Genomic DNA, 21629 nt, shown 5'->3' with positions numbered 1-21629 from the left:
GAGGGGCCTCATATGGCAACTGAAAAACCAACCTATTACATCACAACACCAATTTACTATCCATCTGGTAAACTTCACATTGGTAATTCCTACACGACAATTGCTTGTGACGCCGAGGCGCGCTACAAGCGGCTCAACGGCTACGACGTCTTCTTCTTGACTGGGACCGATGAACACGGGCTCAAGATTGAGGAAAAGGCCGAACAGCTGCACATGCAGCCGCAGGAATACGTTGATCAAATGGCCGCGGGGATCAAGAAGCTCTGGAAGACGCTGAAGATCACCAACGACAAGTTCATCCGGACGACCGACGACTACCACGAAAAGGCAGTTCAGAAGATCTTCCAAAAGTTCATCGACCAGGGTGACATCTACAAGGGTGAGTACACCGGCTGGTACTCAGTTGACGACGAAGAGTACTTCACCGAAAGCCAGCTGGCCGAGGTCTACCGTGACGACAATGGCAAGGTCATCGGTGGGAAGGCGCCGTCCGGCCACGAGGTTCAGCTGGTTAAGGAAGAATCCTACTTCTTCAAGATGAGCAAGTATGCCGACTGGCTGATGAATTACTACAAAGAACACCCGGACTTCATCGAGCCCCACTCCCGGATGAATGAAATGGTCAACAACTTCTTGAAGCCGGGCCTGGAAGACCTGGCCGTCACCCGGACTTCCTTCAACTGGGGTGTCAAGGTGCCAAACGATCCAAAGCACGTCATCTACGTCTGGATCGACGCCCTGTCCAACTATATTACTGCCCTCGGTTACGGCAGTGATGACGACAGCCTCTTCAAGAAGTTTTGGCCAGCTGACATTCACATGGTCGGCAAAGAAATCGTACGTTTCCACACCATCTACTGGCCAATCATGCTCCACGCCCTCGGCCTGCCGCTGCCGAAGCACGTCATCGGCCACGGCTGGCTGACGATGAAGGACGGCAAGATGTCTAAGTCCAAGGGGAACGTCATCTACCCAGAGACCCTGGTTGATCGCTACGGTCTCGACGCTACCCGCTACTACCTGCTGCGGGCAGTACCGTTTGGCAACGACGGGGTCTTCAGCCCAGAAGATTTTGTCGACAAGGTCAACTTCGACCTGGCCAACGACCTGGGGAATCTGCTGAACCGGACCGTTGCCATGATCAATAAGTACCAGGACGGCAAGCTGGCCGGGCAAAACGATGCCACGACCGACTTCGATGCCGACCTGGAGCAGACTGCCGCCGACGTGGTTGCTGAATACAAGCAGGAAATGGACGCCACCCACTTTGCCGACGCCCTGGCCACCGTTTGGAAGCTGGTCAGCCGCGCCAACAAGTACATTGACGAGACCGAGCCATGGGTGCTGGCCAAGGACGACAGCAAGAAGGCTGAACTGTCCGACGTCATGACCCACCTGGCAAAGAGCCTCCGGATGATCGCCGCCCTCCTGCAGCCCGCAATGCCGGACGCACCAAAGGAAATTGTTCGTCAGCTGGGCCTGGACGGGACCGACCTGACCCTGACCGACTTGCAGTTCGATGACTTCTCGGCCACGGCCCAGGTAGTTGCCAAGGGGACGCCGATCTTCCCACGGCTGGACGTTAAGCAGGAAGTTGACTTTATCAAGAGCAAGATGAGCGCAAACCAGAAGAAAAAGGGGAGAAAAGCAATGGAAGAAGCAAAGAAGCAGGCCCAGACCGCTGCTAAGCAGGAAGAAGAAACGACCGGCAAGAAGCCAATTCGGATCGACGTCTTTGACAAGGTTGAACTGAAGGTGGCTAAGATTACCGCTGCCGATCACGTCGAAGGGGCCGACAAGCTGCTCAAGTTCCAGATGGACGACGGGACTCCAGAGGGCCGGCAGATCCTGTCCGGCATCGCTAAGTGGTACCCAGACCCGTCCGTTCTGGTTGGCAAGAACGTTCTGATCGTGGCCAACCTGAAGCCGCGGAAGATGCGGGGCGAGCTCAGCCAGGGGATGATGCTCTCGGCTGAAAAGGATGGTGATGTCAAGGTAGTCATCGCACCGGACGACCTGGTACCAGGCATGGGCGTTGAATAATCGTGACAAAGCACAAATCGTGGCGGAAAGTTTATGATTCCCATACCCACCTCAACGACACGCCGTTCTTTGACGATGTCCCGGCCTTCATTGCTCGGGCAAATCACTACGGGGTGGTTGAGATGAACATCGTGGGGTCCAACTGCCTGCTCAATGACCGGGCGGTGGAGCTGGGACATTGCTACCCCAGCTTGCACCCAGTTATTGGCTGGCATCCCGAGGACCTGGCGACCTTTAATGCCGAGGAGGAGGCCCACCTCCTAGCCCAGCTGAAGGATCCGCTGGTGGTTGGCGTGGGTGAGATTGGTCTGGATTATTATAACGACGAGCACTCGCCGCACAAACTTCAGTGGGCGCTCTTCGAAAAGCAGCTTGCCTGGGCGCGCCAGCTGCATCTGCCGGTTTCCATTCACTGCCGCGACGCCCTGGCTGATGCCTACGCGATCTTAAGGGACGCCCACGTTGCCGAATTTGGTGGGGTGATGCACAGCTTTAACGGTTCGCCGGCGTGGGCCGAGAAATTCATGAACCTGGGGATGGCAATCTCCTTTAGCGGGGTGGCCAGCTTCAAGAACGCCACGGATGTTCACGCCGCGGTACAGGTCGTGCCACTTGACAGGATGATGGTCGAAACCGACGCACCATACCTGACCCCCAAGCCGTTCCGCGGCAAGCAAAACGAGCCGGCTTTCACCAAGTTTGTGGTGGACGCGGTGGCTGAATTAAAGCAGGTGGCTGCCGAAAAAGTGGCCTACCAGACCTACCACAACGCCAGGAGCCTATTTCTGAAGAAGGACGAACAGGATGACTAAGATCAAAGAAGTGATCGTCGTCGAAGGTAAAGACGACACCAAACAAATTCATAAGGCGGTGGCTGCCGATACCTACGAGACAAACGGTTCGGCTCTTTCGGCCTCCGATTTGGAGCGTTTGAAGAAGCTCCAGAAAACACGGGGACTGATTGTCTTCACCGATCCCGACTTCAACGGGGAACGGCTGCGCAAGATGATCAGTGCCGCCGTGCCGGGGGTCAAGCACGCCTTCATTCGTCGTGATCAGGGCGTTCCCGACGTTGCCCACGGCAGTCTCGGTGTTGAGCATGCCGCCCCGGAAGTTATTAAGGCCGCTTTGGCCCACCTCTATACCCAAGAGGAAGAGCCCACGGCGACCTTTACCGTCCAGAGCATGCAGGCAGCCGGCCTAACGGGCAACCCGCACGCTCGCCAGCGCCGGGAACGGCTCGGTCAGCTTTTGGGTATTGGCTACGGTAACGGCAAACAGCTGGCCCACCGGTTGAACATGTTTCAGATCAGCCCGGCCCAGTTTGAAGAGGCAATGACACAGATCAAGCAGGAGGAAAACGAATGAGTCAGTCACCAGAAATTGGCAGTCGTACCCGGACCCGGGCGATCATGGAAAAGTACGGGATTCGCACCAAGAAGAGCTTCGGCCAGAACTTCTTGACCGACCTCAACGTTTTGAAGAACATCGTTGAGGCGGCCCGGATCACAAAGAACGACAACGTGATCGAGATTGGTCCCGGGATCGGAGCTTTGACCGAGCAACTGGCCCAGGCAGCAGGCCAAGTTGTGGCGCTGGAAATTGACGCCGACCTGATTCCGGTCCTGAAGGAAGTGCTCGCCCCGTACGACAACGTGACGGTGCTGAATCAGGACGTCCTCAAGGCCAATCTGCCGGAGTTAATTCAGCAGCAATTCACCGATCCGACCCGGCCGATTAAAGTTGTGGCTAACCTGCCGTACTACATTACCAGCCCGATCCTGATGGGCCTGCTCGCTAGCCCAGTCGATTGGGACGCCATCTGTGTCATGATGCAAAAGGAGGTTGCCCAACGTTTGACCGCCAAGCCGGGGACCAAGCAATATGGGGCCTTGACTCTGGCAATTGAGTACCAGATGGATGCCCGGATTGCCTTTGACGTTTCCCGGCGGGTCTTTGTGCCGGCACCGAATGTTGATTCCGCGATTGTGGTCCTAACGCCTCGACGGGAAAAGCTTGCGATGCAGCCCTTTGATAAGCAAAAGCTCTTTGGCTTTATTCGGGGCTGTTTTGCCCACCGGCGCAAGAGCCTGTGGAACAATCTCCAGGGAGTCGTCGGCAAGGATCCGGCGACCAAGGCTCAATTGGAAAAAGTTCTGGCTCAGCTGGAACTTCCTAAGCAGGTTCGTCCGGAACGGCTGGACCTCACCCAATTCATCGAGCTGGCCAATGCCCTCCATGCGGTGGGATTGCTCTAATTTAATAGACACCGTTTTGAAATCTGCTTATTAACCTCGTATACTGGAAGTAACAGCGAGGTGAGGGCGGGTGCCAGAGACAATTGATGAAATTAAAGAATGGCTGCGAGAACGAATCGGCCAACCGGTGAGGATCGATGCCCAAGCGGGACGCAAACGGATTAACACTCTGCATGGCACGCTGGCAAAGATCTATCCGGCGATTTTCATCGTCCACTTGAGTGACGATGAAGAGAAGGTTCAGCGGGTTTCGTATAGCTATGCTGACCTTTTGACGCACAATGTTGCATTAACATTTGAATAACCAGTAATTGAAGGATTCACACCTGGTCGCGCGACAGTGTGGATTCTTTGTTTCTCTTCACCACCAGCAGGGACTTGCCAGCATGTTAACCCGATTAGTATAATCGACGTAAGATGTTTCACGGGAAGGAGAGCGGTACACATGCTTGTTACGGAAAAGGCCCCCGCAAAGCTAAACTTGAGTCTCGATACGCCAATGCGTTACTTCGATGGCTCGCCACGCTGGGACATGGTGATGGTTTCGGCCGACTTAGCGGATTACGTCACCGTCGAAACCCACCTGCATCCGGGGACAATCAAGGTTTACACGGACAGTGGCTTTTTGCCCAATGATCAACGCAACCTGGCCTATCAGGCGGCTCACATCTTGCGCAATCGGTTCCACCAACGCGAAGGCGTGACGATCAGGATCAGGAAGCATATCCCCGTGGCAGCCGGCTTGGGCGGTGGCTCCTCGGATGCAGCCGCGGTGCTGCGGGCCCTCAATCGCATTTGGCGACTCGACTTGAGTCTGGAGGAGCTTGCCACCCTGGCCCTGTCGATTGATTCCGATGTTCCCTACTGCGTTTATGGCAAGCTTGCCCACGTGACGGGCCACGGGGAAAAGATCGAGTTGCTGCCGGCCCAGCCCCACTACTGGGCGGTGATCGCTAAGCAGCAGACTAGTGTTTCGACCCCGCAAATTCTACGTCAGATCAACTATGAACAGTTGCACCATCTCAATAACCAGCAGCTGATTGCGAGCCTCAAAGCGGGGGATTGGGCGACGGCGGTGCAGTACATGGGCAACGTCTTAGAACCGGTCACGATGCGGACCCACCCGGAGATTCGGCGTCTCAAGGACAAGATGATTAAGCTGGGAGCGGATGTGGCTCAGATGAGCGGAACGGGACCGACCGTCTTTGCCGTCTGCCATACCGAATCCCGGGCCCGGCGGATTCAAAATAGTATCTGTGGCTTTTGCCGCGACGTGCATGTGGTAACGCTACTATAAAAAATTGGGGAGTTGGGAATTGACCTGAGTACAATTCCGCTCCCTTTTTTAATAAAAGGGCTTGTGCTCCGGGACGATCTTCGCTAAGATGGATAATGTTGTAAATAGTAATCATTACTATTTGAGAAAAGGGGTTGTTAATTTTAATGAAGAGATATCAAGCCGGGGTTACCGGTCTGGTTGCTATTTTACTGGTAATTCTGGGACTCTCTTTTGTTCCTTGGAAAACGCTTGGCCAAGACCAAAAGCCCATCCGGGTAATCACCAGCCTGAATTTTTACGGTGAGGTGGCCAGTGAGGTTGCCGGGAAGTACGGTCAGGTCGATTCACTAATCAACAGTGCCTCGGTCGACCCGCACGATTACCAGCCGGGGACGGCCCAGGCACAAAAGATGGAGCGGGCCAACGTGGTGATTGAGAACGGCCTGGGCTATGACCACTGGCTGACCAAGCTCGCGCAGTCGACCAGCGATCATGACTACACCACGGTCAACGTCGGTCGTCAGGTGGCCAGGAAGCACAATGGTGATAACGAGCACGTCTGGTATGCGCCGACTACGATGAGCAGGCTCGCTAGTCGCCTGGTAACTGAATACGGACGAATTGATCCGTCCCACCGTGCCTACTACCGGCGGCGGGCACGGGCTTATCAACGGTCCCTAGCCGATCTGAACCAAGAAATTGCCAAAGTTAAGAGCCAGGTTGGCAGCAATAAAAACGTGGCGGTCAGCGAGCCGGTCTTCGACTACGCCCTGCAGGCACTGGGCTACCGGGTAACCGACCGTCACTTTGAAAAGGCAATCGAGGACGGCAACGATCCGTCCCCACAGGACATTAGTGAGCTTCAACAGGCGATTACCAATCACCGAATTGCGTTCTTCGTGGAAAATAAACAGACGAGTGATAAGGTGATTGATAACCTGGTCAAGCTGGCTCACCAGCACAACGTTCCGGTGCTGCAAGTGACGGAATCCAAGCCCAATGGCCTGACCTATCGGAAATGGATGCTACGTCAGTACCGGCAGCTCGCCAAAATTCAACGAGAGGGGGAATGAGCATGGCAGTTGTTTCAGTCGAAGACTTAAACGTCGCCTATGGCAACCACCAGGTGATCAACGATCTGAGCTTCACGGTCAACGAGGGTGACTTCCTGGTAGTCGTCGGTGAAAACGGGGTGGGAAAGACCACCCTGATCCGGGCCCTGCTTGGTTTGCTCAAGCCCCGCAGTGGTGCGATTAACATTCCGGCACAGACCAAAATCGGTTATGTTCCCCAGTTCCGGAATCTCGATGAGGAATATCCACTGTCGGTGCGTGACTTTGTCTCATTGAATTGCCCCCCGCGCCTGATTCCTTGGCTGAGCAAGAAGGAACGGGCTAAGGTTGATCGCATTATTCGTCTGACTGACCTGACCGCAATTGCCGACCGGCCGCTGGGTTTAGCCTCCGGTGGGGAAAAGCAGCGGGCCTACCTGGCGCAGGCCCTGCTTCAAGATCCGGAATTGTTAATCCTGGATGAATCGACGGCCAGCCTGGATAACGAGATGAAGTACGAACTCCTGGACCTGGTGACTAAGTTTCAGGAAAATGGCTTGAGCGTGATGTTCATCACCCACGACTGGGACCTGGCCCGCCATTACGGGACCCGTTACCTGCATATGATGCCCAACGGCTATGAGGAAGGCTCAATTGATGAGCTGCCCGTTCAAGAAGATGAGGAGGGAACCGAATAATGCTAACCTTAGCCTTCATGCGTCACGCCTTCGTGGCCAGCACCTTCATTGCGATCGTCAGTGGGGTGATCGGGGTCTTCGTGGTGGCCCGTCAGTTGCCGTTTCTGACCCATACTTTGTCCGAAATTGGCTTTGCCGGAGCCTCCTTCGCCGTCTTCGCTGGCTGGCCGGCTCTGGACGGAATGATCCTCTTCACGATGCTGAGCTCGGTCCTGGTTGGTCAGATGAGCGTCAAGGAGTCACGCCGGGAAGCCGTGATCAGTGCTGTTTCGGCCCTCTTCATCGGCCTGGGGATCCTCTTCTTGTCACTGAGCAGTCAAACCGCCAGCTCGGCTACCAGCATCCTCTTCGGGAGTGTCGTTGGCATTAGCACGAGCGAGGTGGTTCAACTGATTGTTCTGTCAATCGTTGTCTTGCTGATTACCCTGGCGATCTATCGGCAGCTGAAGTTTACCTCCTTTGATGCGATTGGTGCCCGGGTGCAGGGAATCAACGAAACCGTGATCTCGGTGATCTTTCTCTTGCTCTTGGCCCTGAGTGTCAGCGTGGCCGCCCAGATCGTTGGCTCACTTTTGATTTTCATCCTGCTAACCCTGCCGGCTGCCAGCGCCAAGTACTTCACCCACGGCGTCTTCAAAATGATCGTCTTGGCGATTCTTTTCTCCTTACTGGGGACCTGGTTAGGGCTGTTACTAGGCTATCTGACCAACTGGCCGGTTAGCTTCTTTATTGCCGTGATCGAGGTGTTAGTCTACGTGGCCGGACTGCTTTACCAAAATTACTTTGTAGAAGCCAACTGAATTGCTGTGATGGGACCGGCCAAATTTTATTGCCGGTCTTTTTTATTTTGTTACGCAAAACCCGAACGTTTTATGTTAGAATTAACGAGAAACAATCCATTTTTGAAAGGCAGAGAAGAATAATGAAAGTACGTCGTAGTAATCGGCTGGTTGATATGACCCGCTACCTGATGGAACATCCCCGTACCTTGGTGTCCCTGAAGTTTTTCAGCGAGCGCTTTGGTTCCGCCAAGTCATCAATTAGTGAAGACCTCAGCATTGTTAAGCACACCTTTCATACCTGGGGCGAGGGTAGCTTAGAGACCATCCCTGGTGCCAGTGGCGGTGCGATTCTGACGCCGTTTTACTCCAAGGAAAACGCCAAGCAGGCCATTGATAACCTGGTGGCGGAGGTCAATGATGATACCCGTCTTTTGCCCGGTGGCTACGTTTACCTGTCTGATTTGATTGGACGCCCTGACATCCTGCGCCAGGTGGGCCGGCTGATTGCAACCCAGTACGTTGACAAAGATGTCGACGTCATCATGACGGTTGAAACGAAGGGGATCCCGATTGCCCAGAGTGTGGCGATGTACATGAATAAGCCCTTTGTAATTGTTCGCAACAGTTCCCACATCACCGAGGGTCCGACTGTCAGTGTGAACTACGTCTCTGGATCCGTTCAGCGGATCAAGAAGATGGAGTTGTCTCGCCGGACCCTGTCAGCTGGGGCCAATGTGGTCGTAGTTGATGACTTCATGAAGGGCGGCGGCACCCTGAACGGGATGCACTCCCTGATTAAGGAGTTTGGGGCTAACCTGGTCGGGATGACCGTCCTGGCCGAGGGAAACGCCACCAATGGCAAGCGGCTGGTTGACAACTGCACGGCATTGATTAAAGTAGATGCTGAGGATGGCGAAGAAAAGTCCATCACGGCCCGTCCCGGAAACTTCATGGCGACGGTATTTGATTAGGAATGGAGATTTAGTAATGGCAAAACGTAACGCAATTATTTTAGCTGCTGGTAAGGGGACGCGGATGCGCTCCAAGCTTTATAAGGTGCTGCACCAAGTCTGCGGGAAGACGATGGTTGATCACGTCTTAACCCAGCTGGAGAACGCCAAGATTGAAAATATCATCACGGTCGTTGGCTTCGGGGCCAAGACGGTTGAAGAGCAGCTGGGTCACCGGACTCACTACGTCCTGCAAAAGCAGCAGCTGGGGACCGGGGATGCAGTCATGCAGGCCAAGGATCTTCTGGCAAATGAGGATGGCGAAACCATCGTGGTCAGTGGGGATACGCCACTCTTTACGGCGGAAACCTTTGAAAAACTGTTCCAATACCACGAACAGCGGCACGCGGCAGCAACCATTCTGACTTCAATTGCACCGGACCCGACTGGCTACGGCCGGATCGTTCGAAACGAAGTCGGCATCGTCGAGCGGATCGTAGAGCAAAAGGACGCCAATGTCAAGGAACAGGCTATTCACGAGATCAACACCGGGGTTTACTGTTTCGACAACAAGAAGCTTTTTGCTGCGCTTAGTAAGATCAACAACGATAACGCCCAGGGGGAATACTACCTGACCGACGTTATCGGGATTTTAAAGAATGCCGGCGAAATCGTTACTGCCTACAAGATGGCTGACTTTGACGAGTCAATGGGGGTTAACGACCGGATCGCCTTGGCACGGGCCAATAAGCTCATGCAAGCGCGGATTAACCGTCATTGGATGCAAGAAGGGGTCTCCATGATTGATCCAGAGACGACCTACATCGATGCCGACGTTCAACTGGGGAAAGACACCGTCTTGGAAGGCAACGTCGTGATTAAGGGGCACACCGTCATCGGCAACGATTGCTACATCAGTGCCGGTTCCCGGATCATTGACTCCACAATTCACGACGCGGTTAAGATCACGTCCTCGACGCTGGAAGATGCCGAAATGCACAACGGCTCCGACATTGGCCCGAACAGTCACCTGCGGCCAGCTGCTGAGATCGGTGAAAATGTCCACATCGGGAACTTCTGTGAGGTCAAGAAGGCCTACATTGGTGCCAACACCAAGGTCGGTCACCTGACTTACATTGGTAATGCCACGCTGGGTAAGAACATCAACGTCGGCTGTGGGGTTGTCTTCGTCAACTACGACGGTACCAATAAGCACCACACCAATGTTGGCGATCATGCCTTCATCGGCTCTAATTCCAACCTGGTTGCCCCAGTCAACATTGCCCAAGATGCTTTCATCGCGGCTGGTTCCACCATCACCGACAGCGTTGAGCAATACGACATGGCAATTGCCCGGGCCCGGCAGGTTAACAAAAAGGACTATGCCAAGAAGTTGCCATGGTAGACCGAGTTTTGCTTGCTTTTTGTTCAACTGGTCTATATGATAGAAAAGGATAGTAACATATTCTCTAGATGGCATTTGTGCCGTGTGATGACGACTATTTAATAATTTGCGGAGGATCTAATGACACAGCATTATTCTGATTCTAATCTCAAGATTTTTTCTCTGAACTCCAACCGACCCCTGGCAGAAAAAATTGCCAAACACGTCGGGGTAGAGCTTGGAAAATTATCCGTTGATCGTTTTAGCGATGGTGAAATCCAAATTAACATTGAAGAGAGTGTGCGGGGGGACAACGTTTACGTTATCCAGTCGACATCGGCGCCGGTCAATGATAATTTGATGGAACTGTTGATTATGGTTGACGCCCTGCGGCGGGCCAGTGCCAAAACCATTAACGTGGTAATGCCATACTATGGTTACGCACGTCAGGACCGGAAAGCACGAAGCCGTGAACCGATCACGGCCAAGTTGGTTGCTAATATGCTGCAGAACTCCGGGGTTGACCGGGTGATTGCTCTTGACCTGCACGCTGCTCAGATTCAGGGTTTCTTCGACATTCCGGTGGATCACCTGATGGGCGCTCCGCTGTTGGCCGAATACTTCATCAAGCAAGGAGTTGCGGATAATGCCGTTGTCATTTCACCAGATCACGGTGGGGTTACTCGTGCCCGTGCTTTGGCTGAATTCCTGAAGTCACCGATTGCCATCATCGACAAGCGGCGGCCACGGGCAAATGTTGCCCAGATTATGAACATCATCGGTGATGTTAAGGGTAAGAAGTGTATCATGATCGATGACATGATTGACACGGCCGGTACGATTACGTTGGGTGCCCAGGCACTGATCGACGCGGGTGCCAAGGAAGTTTACGCTTCATGTACCCATGCGGTGCTCTCCGGCCCAGCCATCGAGCGCTTGTCTAAGTCGCCGCTGAAGGAAGTCGTTGTCACGGACTCCATCAAGCTGCCTGAAGAAAAGCAAATTGATAAGATTAAACAGGTTTCAGTGGCTCCATTGATTGCCGACGCGATCAAGCGGATCAATGAAAACCGGCCAGTTAGTCCGCTGTTCAAGCAGGTCTTCCAAAGTGCGGAAATAAATAAATAATTACGATGAGCGGGTCCCGAATGCGGATCCGCTTATTTGTTGTGGTTGAATAATGGTATAATATAAGTGTTAAAACATCTAAGGTTGAGATATTAGGGGGCTGTGTTATGAGCAAGAAATTTAAAAAGGTAATTGTCGGGACGGCTGCCCTGACAATGTCGGTCTTGCTGGCAGCGTGTGGCAGCCAGCAAAGCGCGGCTACCAAGTCAACGAGCAGCAGTTCTTCATCGACGCCCCGGACGGCGGAGAGTGAATCCACCAAGGCTTACCGGTCGGCTAACAAGATGATCCGCAACCATGATTATCAGGGGGCCTACGACCGGTTAAATACGGTTAACAATGGTTCCACTCAGACAAAGAATCTGAAAGCGGACCTGAAGAATTACTTGAATGCCCAAGAAGTATACAATAACGGTGACTACGATGGTGCAGCTGGCAACTTAAAGGAGCTCAAGTCAACCAGTCCGGCAATGAAGAATGCCTACGCGGCGCTGCAGGATAAGATTACTAGTGCCAAGAAGGGTAGCTCCACCACGACGACAAGCTCAAATTCTAACTCAAGCGCAAGTACGAGCGCAACAAGCAGTAGTGCGTCTGCCAAGAGCAGTACTACTAGCGCACCGGCTGCGAATGCCACTGTCAGCAGCGAGACGAGTGACAGTGTTGTGAATAACTTTGCCAACAAGATGGGCTTTGATGGTGCCAAGGGCTACGAGATTATCCCAGTAGCTAAGAATGGCAGTGTCTACCAGTTTGAAGTTCGGCAAAATAACAAGGACAACACGGTGGCAAGCATGATCGGTATCTACCAGTACAACAGTCAGACGGGTGCCGTTAGCAAGCTGCAGTGATTAATGATCGCAAATAAAAAAGGGAGCGGGGATTGCCAGATGGCAAGCACGCTCCCTTTTTGAATGGGGGTAAATGAAAATGTGTACGGTAGTAACGCTCGCTGCTCAGCAATTATTCGGTCGGACGATGGATTTTCCACCGCGGACGCCCTGGCATTTGACCTATGTGCCACAGGACTATTCTTGGCGCGCAGCGGGGATGACTGATGAAATCCGCAACCGCCACGCCATTCTGGGCGGGATGCGGGTAGTGAACGACCACTACCTAGTTGGTGACGGTCTAAATGACGCGGGCCTGGCCTGTGCTGAATTGTTCTTTCCGGTGGCTGCCACCTATCCAGATACGGTTCGTCCCGGCACTCTGGGCCTGACCCCACAGGACTTCATCATGTGGGCCCTCGGTCGGCATAGTTCAGTTGCAGAGGTGGCCGCCGAATTAAAGCAAATTACAGTGATTGATGCTCGTTGGTACGATCAGCAGCGCTACCCCTTTCACTGGCTCTTGATGGATCAGACGGGCACCTATATTATCGAGCCCCTTGGCGATCGTCTCCAGGTGCGGGCAAACCCGCTGGCCGTCTTTACCAATACCCCGGCACTAGATGACCAACTAGAGCGCCTCGCCCGCTTTCTCCATCTCCCAGAAACCGCAACGGTGGCAACGTTAACTCAAGCCATCGGGACCACGGATCAAGCCGCTCCCCATGGTGGCAATTCCGTTCAGCGTTTCATCCAGGCGGCTCTTTGGCGCTGGCACCATTCGCAAGCGACCAGTGATGAACTGTTGGCCTTTTTGAAAAGTGTGACGGTTCCCCAGGTACCTGAACACGCCCACAACTATACTCATTACCGAATGATTATGGACCTGAAAGGGCGGCATTATAATTTCTATGACCTCCACAGCCACCAGCTGGTGAGCCAAAGCCTGCCAGAACTGATGCGACAGTTTCCGCATAGTGCTTACCGGTTTGAATAGTAAAAAGGGAGTGGGAAAGAACTCGCTTGCGAGTTCGTCTTCCCACCCCCGCGAGGCTGGCTAGGCGTCCTGGGCGTTGATTTATCAACGTTCAGGATCCAGCCAGCTACCGCGCTGTAGCATTTATAAGCTATATAACAGCAAAGAGGCTAGGTTAATTCCCAGCCTCTTTGCTATTCTTTAAGCGTTCAAGACATATTTTTCGACAGCTTCGGCAACCCCGTCGTGATTATTGTCGGCCACGGTGACGTTGGCGATCTTTAAGGTTTCGGGAACCGAATTGCCCATGGCGACTCCAAGTCCAGCATACTCGATCATTGAGTTGTCGTTTTGAGCGTTACCAAGGGCCATCATTTCATCCTGCTTGATATTCAGTTCTTTACCGAGTTGCTCCAGTGTTTGGCCCTTGCTGGCGTTTTTGTGCATGAATTCTAGGTAGAAGTCCTCACTGCGGACAATAGAAAAACGCGTCTTGAAGTCGGCCGGCATGAGAGTGATAGCGTGGTCGATCTTTTCCTTGCTGTCAACCATCATGGCCTTAGCCACAACGTAGTGATCACGGGCGCGGGCCATCTGATCCATCGTCCGGTAGCGAACGTCCATAGAGACCAGGGCGGACTCGTAGACGGTGTAGTGACTGATGTTTTGATCGGTGGTGTAGATGTAGTCCCGGGTCTCGATTTGGGAATGGACGCCGGCCTTGAGGCAGAAGTTGACCCAGTCGGCATAGTCCGCGAAGCTTAACGAGTAGTTGACCAGGACGTTGCCGCTGGTGGATTGGGCCAGGGCACCGTTAAAGCTGATCACGTACTCCTGGTCCTGATTATCCAGGCCGAGCTGTTCGAGGTAGGCCTCGACACCGGTCATTGGCCGACCGGTGCAGAGGACCACCTTGACGCCCTTGGCACTGGCCTTTTTAAGAGCCGCTACGGTCTTGGGGGTGATCTGTTGGTGGTCGTTGATCAGGGTGCCGTCGATATCGATTGCGATGAGTTTAATTGCCATTATTTTTGATCTCCTCAGGATTAATGATGTGATTATTTTGAATGTATTGTTGAAATTGTTCGTAGATGGGTTCGAAGACTTCGATGTTTTCGTGCTTGGCGAGCATCTCCTTGGGGAAGAAGAAACGCTGGTCACCGGCCTCGCGTCCCGAAACGCTGGCCACCAGGGTGCTAACCTGGGAAAGCTCGATGAAGTCGCCGTTGGGCTGTACCAGTTCAATCTGGGTTTGCGGTTTAGATGCCTTCGGATTATAGGTATCGTAGGGAAGCTTAAAGCTGTCGTTAACCGCGGTGTAGTAGCGCTCGTCAAAACCGGCCGTCCGGATAAGCTCCCGCAGTTTTGGTAAAAGGTCAACCGTCGCCTGATCGTAGACGGCCGATTTGAAAGGCCGTCGATTAAGAAAACGGCTGGCGAGGTCGTTTAAAATATCGTCGCGGGAGTGGGTCCAGTGGTTGAAGTAGGTCGTCAGCACCCCGTCGTCGAGGGCCAGGTAGTCGGCCAGGGTGAAGTGCTTGTTGAAAAATGGCATCAGCATGTGGGGTGTGAACTCGGGCTCGAATTCACTGGGGTGTTCGTAAATGTACTTGGCCCGCATCAGCAGGTGGTCGAGGATGACCTCCATCGCCCGGGAAACCGGGTGGAAGTAGACCTGGAGGTACATCTGCAGCCGGCTGATGATGTAGTCCTCAACAGCGTGCATTCCCGAAATCTCGAAGGCAATCCCGTCCTTGACCGGCCGCATTACGTGGAGAACGCGGTCCAGGTCAAACTTGCCGTAGTTGGTACCGGTGTAGTAGGAGTCTCGCTGGAGATAGTCCATCCGGTCGGCATCAACCTGACTAGAAATCATTTGGACCACTTGTTGATTCGGATAGGTGTGGTCGATCACACTAGCGACTTTGTGAGGAAAGTCCGGGGAAACCCGCCGCAAGATGTGGTTGATGTTGGTCTCCGGGCTGGTGATAATTTGTCGGGTGATCTGTTCATGGTCGGTGTGGAAGATGTGCTCAAAAGTATGCGAGTAGGGTCCGTGCCCCAGGTCGTGCAAGAGGGCTGCACAGAGGGCGACGGGTCGCTCCCGGTCATCCCATAGCCCGTCGTCAGGGGATTGACTCGGGTAGTTGCGCTGAAAATTATTGCACATTTGCCGAGCAATTTCATAGACCCCGAGACAGTGGCCGAAGCGAGAATGCTCGGCGCCGTGGAAAGTAAAAGAAGTAGCACCAAGCTGCTTGATGCGGCGCAGGCGTTGAAACTCAGGGGTGTTAATCAAATCCATGATGATTTGATTGTCGACGATGATCTGTCCGTGAATCGGGTCGCGAAAGACTTTTTCGCGGGGCAGCTTTTCTTCGTTGAAATATTCCACCTTATCCCTCCTTATGCAAACGCTCCTGCAGCCGGGTCATGGTGTCCATTTCGTCCTGGACCAGGCGAATGAAGTTCGGTGACCAGGTGAGCTGAGTAAAGTCATCTTGGCCATGGTTGGCAAAGACGTTGAGCAGGCGTTGCTTGGTGTCTTCAATGCTCAGGGGCTGGTGCAGCAGTTCTTCGATGTTGACCATTGAGGTCGGCCAGATGTCCGGGAAGTGCCACTTGTTTTCGGCACCCTGCAGTCCGCGGCTGTAGAAATCGCGAATCAGTTCGCCCCGGGCCAGTTGGTCGCCATTGACGCTCAAATAGAGCATGACCACCACGCCGTTGGTATTGCGCCGCTGGGAGATTCCACCGATCTTTTGGCCGTTAACACTGAGATCGAAGGTACCTGGGCAATATGAGTGGGTAATCTCACCGGTTTCAATTGTTAGTTCTGGGAAAGCTTGGCTAACGACGAATTCCATTCGCTGGTAGGCCTCGTCGATCTTTAATTCGTGGTCTTCGAGATGCCAAGGGAAAAAGAGCGAGAAATTAAGGACGCCTGCATCACTGACGACGGCCAGTCCCCCGGAGTTGCGCATGAAGTAGTGATAGCCCCGGTCGGTCAGAAAACGTAAGGCCCGATCCAGGTATGGCAGCCGCTGATCCTTGAGCCCCAAGATCACGGAATCTTGCAGGGACCAGAAGTGCAAAAGCGGTGCACTCATCTCCTTACTGGAGCGCAGGAGGGCATTCGTATAGGCAAAGGAGGTCAGGTTGTTGGCCGGTTTCAAAGGCTGGTCAAAGTATTCGACGTGTTGTTGGTTAAAATTTTCCATTGATTTTGACTTCTTTTCTTTGAATATTGTACGTTTCTAATTGTATTATAAATAGGGTAAGAAATGAACTATCGATGACGGGAGGGATTCTCATCAAAAAACGAGTACCGGTAAAAATTAGTCTGCGGACCGTTATCAGCCAGGATGGCCAGCAGGAACAGTTCAATTTTCAAGAAACCGGCGAATTCATCGAATTAAACGGCAAACACTACTTACGCTACCAGGAACACCAAAATGATCAGGTGACCCCGGTTCAGTTCCGCCTTGATGAAGAGGAGGTCCACCTTCACCGGCAGGGGGCAACTGAGACCCGGCTGGTCTTTGATCGTGAACGCCCGACCATTACCCGCTACCAGACGGAGTACGGGACATTGACGCTTCAGGTAGTGACTAATCAATTGGAACGACAAGTTGATCCGCTGGCGCCGGCCGGCCGGCTCGTTGCAGCCTATCAATTACGGGCGGGTGATCAGTTGATTGGCACTTATCAATTGGAATTGCAATTTACGGCTTGATATTGTATGATGTAATTTAGACTTTTTGAAGGGATGTGCACCAATTTGGATTTAAAGGTTTTTGACGGCCAAGACAAATCAGAACTTTCAATGATTGAGGTCGCACACGCTATTTTAGCTGATCACGGAGAAGCAATGGCGTTTGTTGACTTAACCAATGAAATTCAACAGTACTTGGGTAAAAGTGATGAGGAAATTCGTGAGCGGCTTGCCCAGTTCTACACTGATTTGAACATCGACGGCAGTTTTATTTCCCTTGGTGACAATACCTGGGGCCTGCGGGCATGGTACCCATACGAATCCATCGATGAAGCCACGGTTGGTGAAAACGAGGATGAAGAGGACCAGCCAAAGAAGAAGCGCCGCAAGGTTAATGCCTTCTTGGCAGACTCCAACGACGACGATGACGTGATCGACTACGACAACGATGATCCCGAAGATGAGGATCTCGACGACGATGACGACAATAATGACGATGATGACGACTACGATGCAGACAACGATGATTTTGAGGACGACGATGACGACTTGGATGACGGCATCGAAGGCCAACTGTCTGAATTGCAGGACGAAGAAGACGATGATGATGACGAGGACGACGAATAAATTCGGGCGGGCTGCTTGACTATTTATCGTTGACCCTGTATTATCTTTCTTGGGCGCCTGTATTACAGGCCAATAAGTTCGTAGATAATGAAGCTCCCTGTTTCAACGGAAATGGGGAGCTTTTTTATTTATTGTTACCCAGCAAAATTAATCAAAGGAGTAGAAAGTTCAATGACGAAATACATTTTTGTAACCGGTGGGGTTGTTTCATCACTAGGAAAGGGTATTGTTGCCGCCTCGCTGGGCCGTCTGCTGAAAAACCGTGGCCTGAAGGTGGCCATTCAGAAATTCGACCCGTACATTAACGTTGACCCCGGAACGATGAGCCCATACCAGCACGGGGAAGTCTTCGTTACCGATGACGGGACGGAAACCGACCTGGACCTTGGTCACTACGAACGGTTTATTGATAACGACTTAAACAAGTACTCAAACGTCACCACGGGGAAGATCTACTCCGAAGTGCTGAGAAAGGAACGGCGCGGGGACTATCTCGGTCGGACCGTCCAGGTGATCCCGCACATCACCAACGCCATCAAGGATAAGATCAAGCGGGCTGGTGAAAGTCAGGACGCCGAAGTGGTCATCACCGAAATTGGTGGGACTGTGGGGGACATCGAATCCCAGCCATTCATGGAAGCCATTCGGCAGATGAAGGAAGAGGTTGGATCTGACAACGTTCTTTACATCCACACCACCCTGATTCCATACCTGCGGGCAGCCGGTGAAATGAAGACCAAGCCAACCCAGCACTCCGTTCGTGAGCTGCGGGGACTGGGGATCCAACCAAACATCCTGGTAGTGCGGACTGAAAAGCCAATCACCGAGGAAATGCGGAACAAGATTGCCCTTTTCTGTGACGTTGATCCAAAGGCGGTCATCGAATCCCTCGACGTTAACACCCTCTACGAGATTCCGTTGAACCTTCAAAAGCAGGGGATGGACCAACTGGTTGTTGACCACTTTGGTCTTGATGTGCCGGTTGCCGACATGCGGGAATGGACTAACATGGTTGACCACATTGAAAACGGTCTGACGAAGACCGTCAAGATCGCCATGGTTGGGAAGTACACCGACCTGCAGGATGCTTACATTTCAGTTAACGAAGCGCTGCGTCATGCCGGCTACCCGGTTGACGCCAAGGTCAAGATCGACCACTTTAATGCCGAACACATTAACGAAGACAACGTTGCCGACACCCTGAAGGACTACGACGGAATTCTGGTTCCTGGTGGTTTCGGTAGCCGGGGAATCGAAGGGATGATCACGGCGATCAAGTACGCCCGTGAAAACGACGTGCCGTACCTGGGAATCTGCCTGGGGATGCAGACGGCCTGCATCGAATTTGCCCGGGACGTTCTGGGTTACAAGGATGCCAACTCGACTGAATTTGATCCAAATACCAAGCACAACATCATTGACCTGATGGCCGACCAGGAAGACGTTGAAAATATGGGTGGAACCCAACGGCTGGGTGCTTACCCTTGCAAACTGAAGGCGGGGACGATTGCTGCCGCTGCCTACGACAACCAGTCCATGATTAGTGAACGTCACCGTCACCGTTACGAGTTCAACAACAAGTACCGCCAAGAAATGGAGGACCACGGTCTGGTCGTTTCCGGGATCAACCCGGACCGCAACCTGGTCGAAGTCGTGGAGCTGCCTGACAAGAAGTTCTTCGTGGCTGCTCAGTACCACCCAGAATTCAAGTCGCGGCCGAACCACCCAGAAGGGCTCTTCAAGGCCTTTATCAAGGCGGCCGTTGACAACCAGTAATTGCTGAAACAAATTCCCCGGGAAATTGTTTCGCCTGTCCATGAATAAAAGCTACCGTTCGCTGAAAAGTGCTTTTTGGTGAACGTTGGCTTTTTATTTTTTTAAGATTATTTAGAAAAGGTTGTAATTTAGTAAACATTTCATTATCATTACAGTTGACTGTTTTTATAAGTAAAATGCTCACAAACAGTTTAAAAAATAAAATTAACAATTAATGAAATCAAAAACTAAAAAACTTTTAAGCGAGGAAAAGTAAACATGAAACGAATGATCATTCAAGGAGGAAACCGACTTTCGGGTGAAGTTACCATCGGTGGTGCTAAGAACAGTACCGTTGCCCTCATTCCAGCAGCAATTTTGGCTGACACGCCAGTATCATTTGATACCGTGCCAGATATCTTGGATGTTCACAATTTGATGATTATCTTGAAGTCAATGAACGTTCAGTCCAAGTTTAGCCACGGCGTCTTGGAGATTGATCCGACTCAGATTGTGGAAGCAGAACTACCGAGCAAGGCCATTAAAAGTCTGCGGGCATCCTACTACTTCATGGGAGCCCTCCTGGGACGCTTTCACCGGGCGACTTTGACCTTCCCCGGGGGTGACAACATTGGACCTCGGCCGATTGATCAACACTTGAAGGCCTTCAAGGCGATGGGGGCCGAAGTCAGCGAGGAACACGGCACGGTTCACCTAGATGCCACGAAGAATGGTCTCCACGGTGCCCGGGTCTTTTTGGACATGGTCTCCGTTGGGGCGACGATTAACGCAGTTTTGGCGGCCGTCCGGGCAAAGGGGACGACGATCATCGAAAACGCCGCCCGGGAACCAGAAATCATTGACCTGGCGACCTTCTTGAACAACATGGGTGCCAAAGTGCGGGGCGCCGGGACCGGGACCATTCGGATCACTGGAGTCGACACCCTGCAGTCCATGAACACGCATACCATCATTGCCGACCGCATTGAGACCGGGACCTATCTGTCACTAGCGGCGGCGCTTGGTGATGGGATCATGATCCACAACGTCATTCCGGAGCACTTGGAATCCTTCACCAGTAAGATGATTGAAATGGGTGTTGATCTGCAAATCGATAGTGATAAGATCTTTGTTCCGAAGACGACTCATTTGAAGGGCGTTAAGATCAAGACAATGCCGTTCCCTGGCTTTGCCACCGACCTGCAGCAGCCATTGACGCCGTTGCTGTCAATGGCAGAGGGGGACAGCACGATTATCGATACGATTTACCCGAAGCGGACTAAGCACGTCTCCCAGCTGCAAAAGATGGGAATGGCGATTGAGGCCCACGACGGCACGATTATCGTTAAGCACACTGACCACCTCCACGGCGCCAATGTTGAGGCCGGCGAAATCCGTGCTGGGGCAGCCCTGATGATCGCCGGAATGATGGCCGACGGGACGACTGTGATCAATAATGCTGGCAACATCCTGCGCGGTTACGACCGAATTGTTTGGAAGCTGAACCGTCTGCACGCCAACGTGGCAATCGAGGACGATTCATCGGTAAAAATTGACTAAGCTGGTTGCGCGGATCGGCAATCCGTGGTATCCTGTTAGGGTTGATTATCTATGTTTCAGGCAATGATTCATGGCAAAAGGAGCGTATTAAATTATGAAACAAGGAATTCATCCAGATTACCATCCAGTAGTATTCGAAGATTCTTCTACTGGTTACAAGTTTCTTTCCGGCTCAACCGCAACCTCAAAGGAAACGGTTAAGTGGGAAGACGGCAACGAATACCCACTGATCCGGGTTGAAGTTACTTCTGACTCACACCCATTCTACACTGGTAAGCAAAAGTTTACTCAGGCCGATGGTGCGGTCGACAAGTTCAACAAGAAGTACGGTCTCAAGTAAGCCGAACGACTTGTTATCCAGAGCGTCTTGCAGTTATTGCAAGGCGCTTTTTTCGTCTGGCTGCATCAGATCTAAACCTGTTGTTTTGATCGTGAAGTTGGTATACTAAGGAACGGTTAGATTGTTTTGAGTCATGTGGTAATAAGTCAAGATAAAATTATCACTGACAAACTTGTTTTGACCAGATTTTTGACGCACTTAAATAAGCCTTGGTACCAAGGTGTTTTAAAAGCTAAGCGTCGAGAATCAATT

At 52.5% G+C, this 21629-nt stretch carries 22 protein-coding genes; 19 read left to right on the top strand and 3 right to left on the bottom strand.

Features of this window, described 5'->3' with window-relative positions; translation table 11 throughout:
- Positions 1-12: 12 nt before the first annotated feature.
- From metG to OCT58_RS01310, 14 genes are all read left to right on the top strand, one after another.
- Positions 13-2043 carry a methionine--tRNA ligase gene (gene metG / locus OCT58_RS01375; protein WP_267201039.1) on the top strand — a complete coding sequence of 677 codons (2031 nt, stop codon included), beginning with the start codon at positions 13-15 and terminating at the stop codon, positions 2041-2043.
- 2 nt (positions 2044-2045) lie between these two features.
- Positions 2046-2855 carry a TatD family hydrolase gene (locus OCT58_RS01370; protein WP_438361101.1) on the top strand — a complete coding sequence of 270 codons (810 nt, stop codon included), beginning with the start codon at positions 2046-2048 and terminating at the stop codon, positions 2853-2855.
- The gene (gene rnmV, locus OCT58_RS01365; RefSeq protein WP_267201037.1) at positions 2848-3411 is read left to right on the top strand and encodes a ribonuclease M5; all 564 of its coding nucleotides are present in this window, start codon (positions 2848-2850) and stop codon (positions 3409-3411) included. The genes OCT58_RS01370 and rnmV overlap by 8 nt, the downstream gene beginning before the upstream one ends.
- A complete protein-coding gene (gene rsmA, locus OCT58_RS01360) occupies positions 3408-4301 on the top strand; it encodes a 16S rRNA (adenine(1518)-N(6)/adenine(1519)-N(6))-dimethyltransferase RsmA (RefSeq protein WP_267201036.1) in 894 nt (297 codons plus the stop codon). Before rnmV ends, rsmA begins: the two co-directional genes overlap by 4 nt.
- A gap of 70 nt (positions 4302-4371) precedes the next feature.
- The gene (locus tag OCT58_RS01355) at positions 4372-4605 is read left to right on the top strand and encodes a Veg family protein (protein WP_267201035.1); all 234 of its coding nucleotides are present in this window, start codon (positions 4372-4374) and stop codon (positions 4603-4605) included.
- A gap of 141 nt (positions 4606-4746) precedes the next feature.
- Positions 4747-5598, top strand: a complete 852-nt coding sequence (gene ispE, locus OCT58_RS01350) for a 4-(cytidine 5'-diphospho)-2-C-methyl-D-erythritol kinase (RefSeq protein WP_267201034.1) — start codon at positions 4747-4749, stop codon at positions 5596-5598.
- 146 nt (positions 5599-5744) lie between these two features.
- Positions 5745-6653: a metal ABC transporter solute-binding protein, Zn/Mn family gene (locus OCT58_RS01345; RefSeq protein WP_267201033.1), complete on the top strand. Its 909-nt coding sequence runs from the start codon at positions 5745-5747 to the stop codon at positions 6651-6653.
- 2 nt (positions 6654-6655) lie between these two features.
- Positions 6656-7330 carry an ABC transporter ATP-binding protein gene (locus OCT58_RS01340; RefSeq protein WP_267201032.1) on the top strand — a complete coding sequence of 225 codons (675 nt, stop codon included), beginning with the start codon at positions 6656-6658 and terminating at the stop codon, positions 7328-7330.
- Positions 7330-8130, top strand: coding sequence for a metal ABC transporter permease (locus OCT58_RS01335; protein ID WP_267201031.1), 801 nt, complete (start codon positions 7330-7332; stop codon positions 8128-8130). The genes OCT58_RS01340 and OCT58_RS01335 overlap by 1 nt, the downstream gene beginning before the upstream one ends.
- Positions 8131-8252: 122 nt before the next feature.
- Positions 8253-9083 carry a pur operon repressor gene (gene purR, locus OCT58_RS01330; protein WP_267201030.1) on the top strand — a complete coding sequence of 277 codons (831 nt, stop codon included), beginning with the start codon at positions 8253-8255 and terminating at the stop codon, positions 9081-9083.
- A 16-nt stretch (positions 9084-9099) separates the two neighbouring features.
- A complete protein-coding gene (gene glmU, locus OCT58_RS01325) occupies positions 9100-10467 on the top strand; it encodes a bifunctional UDP-N-acetylglucosamine diphosphorylase/glucosamine-1-phosphate N-acetyltransferase GlmU (RefSeq protein ID WP_267201029.1) in 1368 nt (455 codons plus the stop codon).
- A gap of 120 nt (positions 10468-10587) precedes the next feature.
- Positions 10588-11574 carry a ribose-phosphate diphosphokinase gene (locus OCT58_RS01320; protein ID WP_267201028.1) on the top strand — a complete coding sequence of 329 codons (987 nt, stop codon included), beginning with the start codon at positions 10588-10590 and terminating at the stop codon, positions 11572-11574.
- A 107-nt stretch (positions 11575-11681) separates the two neighbouring features.
- Positions 11682-12425 carry a hypothetical protein gene (locus OCT58_RS01315; protein WP_267201027.1) on the top strand — a complete coding sequence of 248 codons (744 nt, stop codon included), beginning with the start codon at positions 11682-11684 and terminating at the stop codon, positions 12423-12425.
- 79 nt (positions 12426-12504) lie between these two features.
- On the top strand, positions 12505-13401 hold the full coding sequence (locus OCT58_RS01310) for a linear amide C-N hydrolase (protein WP_267201025.1): 897 nt from the start codon (positions 12505-12507) through the stop codon (positions 13399-13401).
- 180 nt (positions 13402-13581) lie between these two features.
- Here the strand turns inward: OCT58_RS01310 and yidA are convergent, their stop codons facing one another.
- The 3 genes from yidA to OCT58_RS01295 are packed head-to-tail and all read right to left on the bottom strand — an operon-like array spanning position 13582 to position 16601.
- Entirely contained in the window at positions 13582-14406 is an 825-nt protein-coding gene (gene yidA / locus OCT58_RS01305; protein ID WP_267201024.1) for a sugar-phosphatase, read from the bottom strand.
- Positions 14396-15775, bottom strand: a complete 1380-nt coding sequence (locus tag OCT58_RS01300; protein WP_267201023.1) for an HD domain-containing protein — start codon at positions 15773-15775, stop codon at positions 14396-14398. Before OCT58_RS01300 ends, yidA begins: the two co-directional genes overlap by 11 nt.
- A gap of 1 nt (position 15776) precedes the next feature.
- On the bottom strand, positions 15777-16601 hold the full coding sequence (locus OCT58_RS01295) for a lipoate--protein ligase family protein (RefSeq protein ID WP_267201022.1): 825 nt from the start codon (positions 16599-16601) through the stop codon (positions 15777-15779).
- A 74-nt stretch (positions 16602-16675) separates the two neighbouring features.
- Between OCT58_RS01295 and OCT58_RS01290 the strand changes: the two genes are divergently transcribed.
- From OCT58_RS01290 to OCT58_RS01270, 5 genes are all read left to right on the top strand, one after another.
- Positions 16676-17116 carry a YwiB family protein gene (locus OCT58_RS01290; RefSeq protein WP_267201021.1) on the top strand — a complete coding sequence of 147 codons (441 nt, stop codon included), beginning with the start codon at positions 16676-16678 and terminating at the stop codon, positions 17114-17116.
- A 45-nt stretch (positions 17117-17161) separates the two neighbouring features.
- The gene (gene rpoE, locus OCT58_RS01285; protein ID WP_267201020.1) at positions 17162-17722 is read left to right on the top strand and encodes a DNA-directed RNA polymerase subunit delta; all 561 of its coding nucleotides are present in this window, start codon (positions 17162-17164) and stop codon (positions 17720-17722) included.
- 171 nt (positions 17723-17893) lie between these two features.
- Positions 17894-19498 (top strand): CTP synthase, encoded by a 1605-nt coding sequence (gene pyrG / locus OCT58_RS01280; protein WP_267201019.1) that lies wholly within the window; start codon positions 17894-17896, stop codon positions 19496-19498.
- Positions 19499-19756: 258 nt separating this feature from the next.
- A complete protein-coding gene (gene murA / locus OCT58_RS01275) occupies positions 19757-21037 on the top strand; it encodes a UDP-N-acetylglucosamine 1-carboxyvinyltransferase (RefSeq protein ID WP_267201018.1) in 1281 nt (426 codons plus the stop codon).
- Between the two features lie 94 nt (positions 21038-21131).
- The gene (locus OCT58_RS01270; RefSeq protein WP_104689009.1) at positions 21132-21377 is read left to right on the top strand and encodes a type B 50S ribosomal protein L31; all 246 of its coding nucleotides are present in this window, start codon (positions 21132-21134) and stop codon (positions 21375-21377) included.
- Positions 21378-21629 lie beyond the last annotated feature (252 nt).

Source organism: Limosilactobacillus kribbianus (assembly GCF_026413145.1).
GTDB lineage: Bacteria > Bacillota > Bacilli > Lactobacillales > Lactobacillaceae > Limosilactobacillus > Limosilactobacillus kribbianus.
The sequence above is the reverse complement of the archived record's forward strand: the minus strand, read 5'-3'. Positions and strand labels throughout refer to the sequence as shown.

What these genes read in the sequence shown, in the direction of transcription:
- rsmA (WP_267201036.1), top strand. Translation starts at nt 3,408, where the DNA reads ATGAGTCAGTCACCAGAAATTGGCAGTCGTACCCGGACCCGGGCGATC.
- yidA (WP_267201024.1), bottom strand. Translation starts at nt 14,406, where the DNA reads ATGGCAATTAAACTCATCGCAATCGATATCGACGGCACCCTGATCAAC.
- metG (WP_267201039.1), top strand. Translation starts at nt 13, where the DNA reads ATGGCAACTGAAAAACCAACCTATTACATCACAACACCAATTTACTAT.
- OCT58_RS01340 (WP_267201032.1), top strand. Translation starts at nt 6,656, where the DNA reads ATGGCAGTTGTTTCAGTCGAAGACTTAAACGTCGCCTATGGCAACCAC.
- OCT58_RS01345 (WP_267201033.1), top strand. Translation starts at nt 5,745, where the DNA reads ATGAAGAGATATCAAGCCGGGGTTACCGGTCTGGTTGCTATTTTACTG.
- OCT58_RS01320 (WP_267201028.1), top strand. Translation starts at nt 10,588, where the DNA reads ATGACACAGCATTATTCTGATTCTAATCTCAAGATTTTTTCTCTGAAC.
- rnmV (WP_267201037.1), top strand. Translation starts at nt 2,848, where the DNA reads ATGACTAAGATCAAAGAAGTGATCGTCGTCGAAGGTAAAGACGACACC.
- OCT58_RS01270 (WP_104689009.1), top strand. Translation starts at nt 21,132, where the DNA reads ATGAAACAAGGAATTCATCCAGATTACCATCCAGTAGTATTCGAAGAT.
- purR (WP_267201030.1), top strand. Translation starts at nt 8,253, where the DNA reads ATGAAAGTACGTCGTAGTAATCGGCTGGTTGATATGACCCGCTACCTG.
- OCT58_RS01335 (WP_267201031.1), top strand. Translation starts at nt 7,330, where the DNA reads ATGCTAACCTTAGCCTTCATGCGTCACGCCTTCGTGGCCAGCACCTTC.
- pyrG (WP_267201019.1), top strand. Translation starts at nt 17,894, where the DNA reads ATGACGAAATACATTTTTGTAACCGGTGGGGTTGTTTCATCACTAGGA.
- ispE (WP_267201034.1), top strand. Translation starts at nt 4,747, where the DNA reads ATGCTTGTTACGGAAAAGGCCCCCGCAAAGCTAAACTTGAGTCTCGAT.
- OCT58_RS01295 (WP_267201022.1), bottom strand. Translation starts at nt 16,601, where the DNA reads ATGGAAAATTTTAACCAACAACACGTCGAATACTTTGACCAGCCTTTG.
- glmU (WP_267201029.1), top strand. Translation starts at nt 9,100, where the DNA reads ATGGCAAAACGTAACGCAATTATTTTAGCTGCTGGTAAGGGGACGCGG.
- OCT58_RS01310 (WP_267201025.1), top strand. Translation starts at nt 12,505, where the DNA reads ATGTGTACGGTAGTAACGCTCGCTGCTCAGCAATTATTCGGTCGGACG.
- OCT58_RS01315 (WP_267201027.1), top strand. Translation starts at nt 11,682, where the DNA reads ATGAGCAAGAAATTTAAAAAGGTAATTGTCGGGACGGCTGCCCTGACA.
- murA (WP_267201018.1), top strand. Translation starts at nt 19,757, where the DNA reads ATGAAACGAATGATCATTCAAGGAGGAAACCGACTTTCGGGTGAAGTT.
- OCT58_RS01290 (WP_267201021.1), top strand. Translation starts at nt 16,676, where the DNA reads ATGACGGGAGGGATTCTCATCAAAAAACGAGTACCGGTAAAAATTAGT.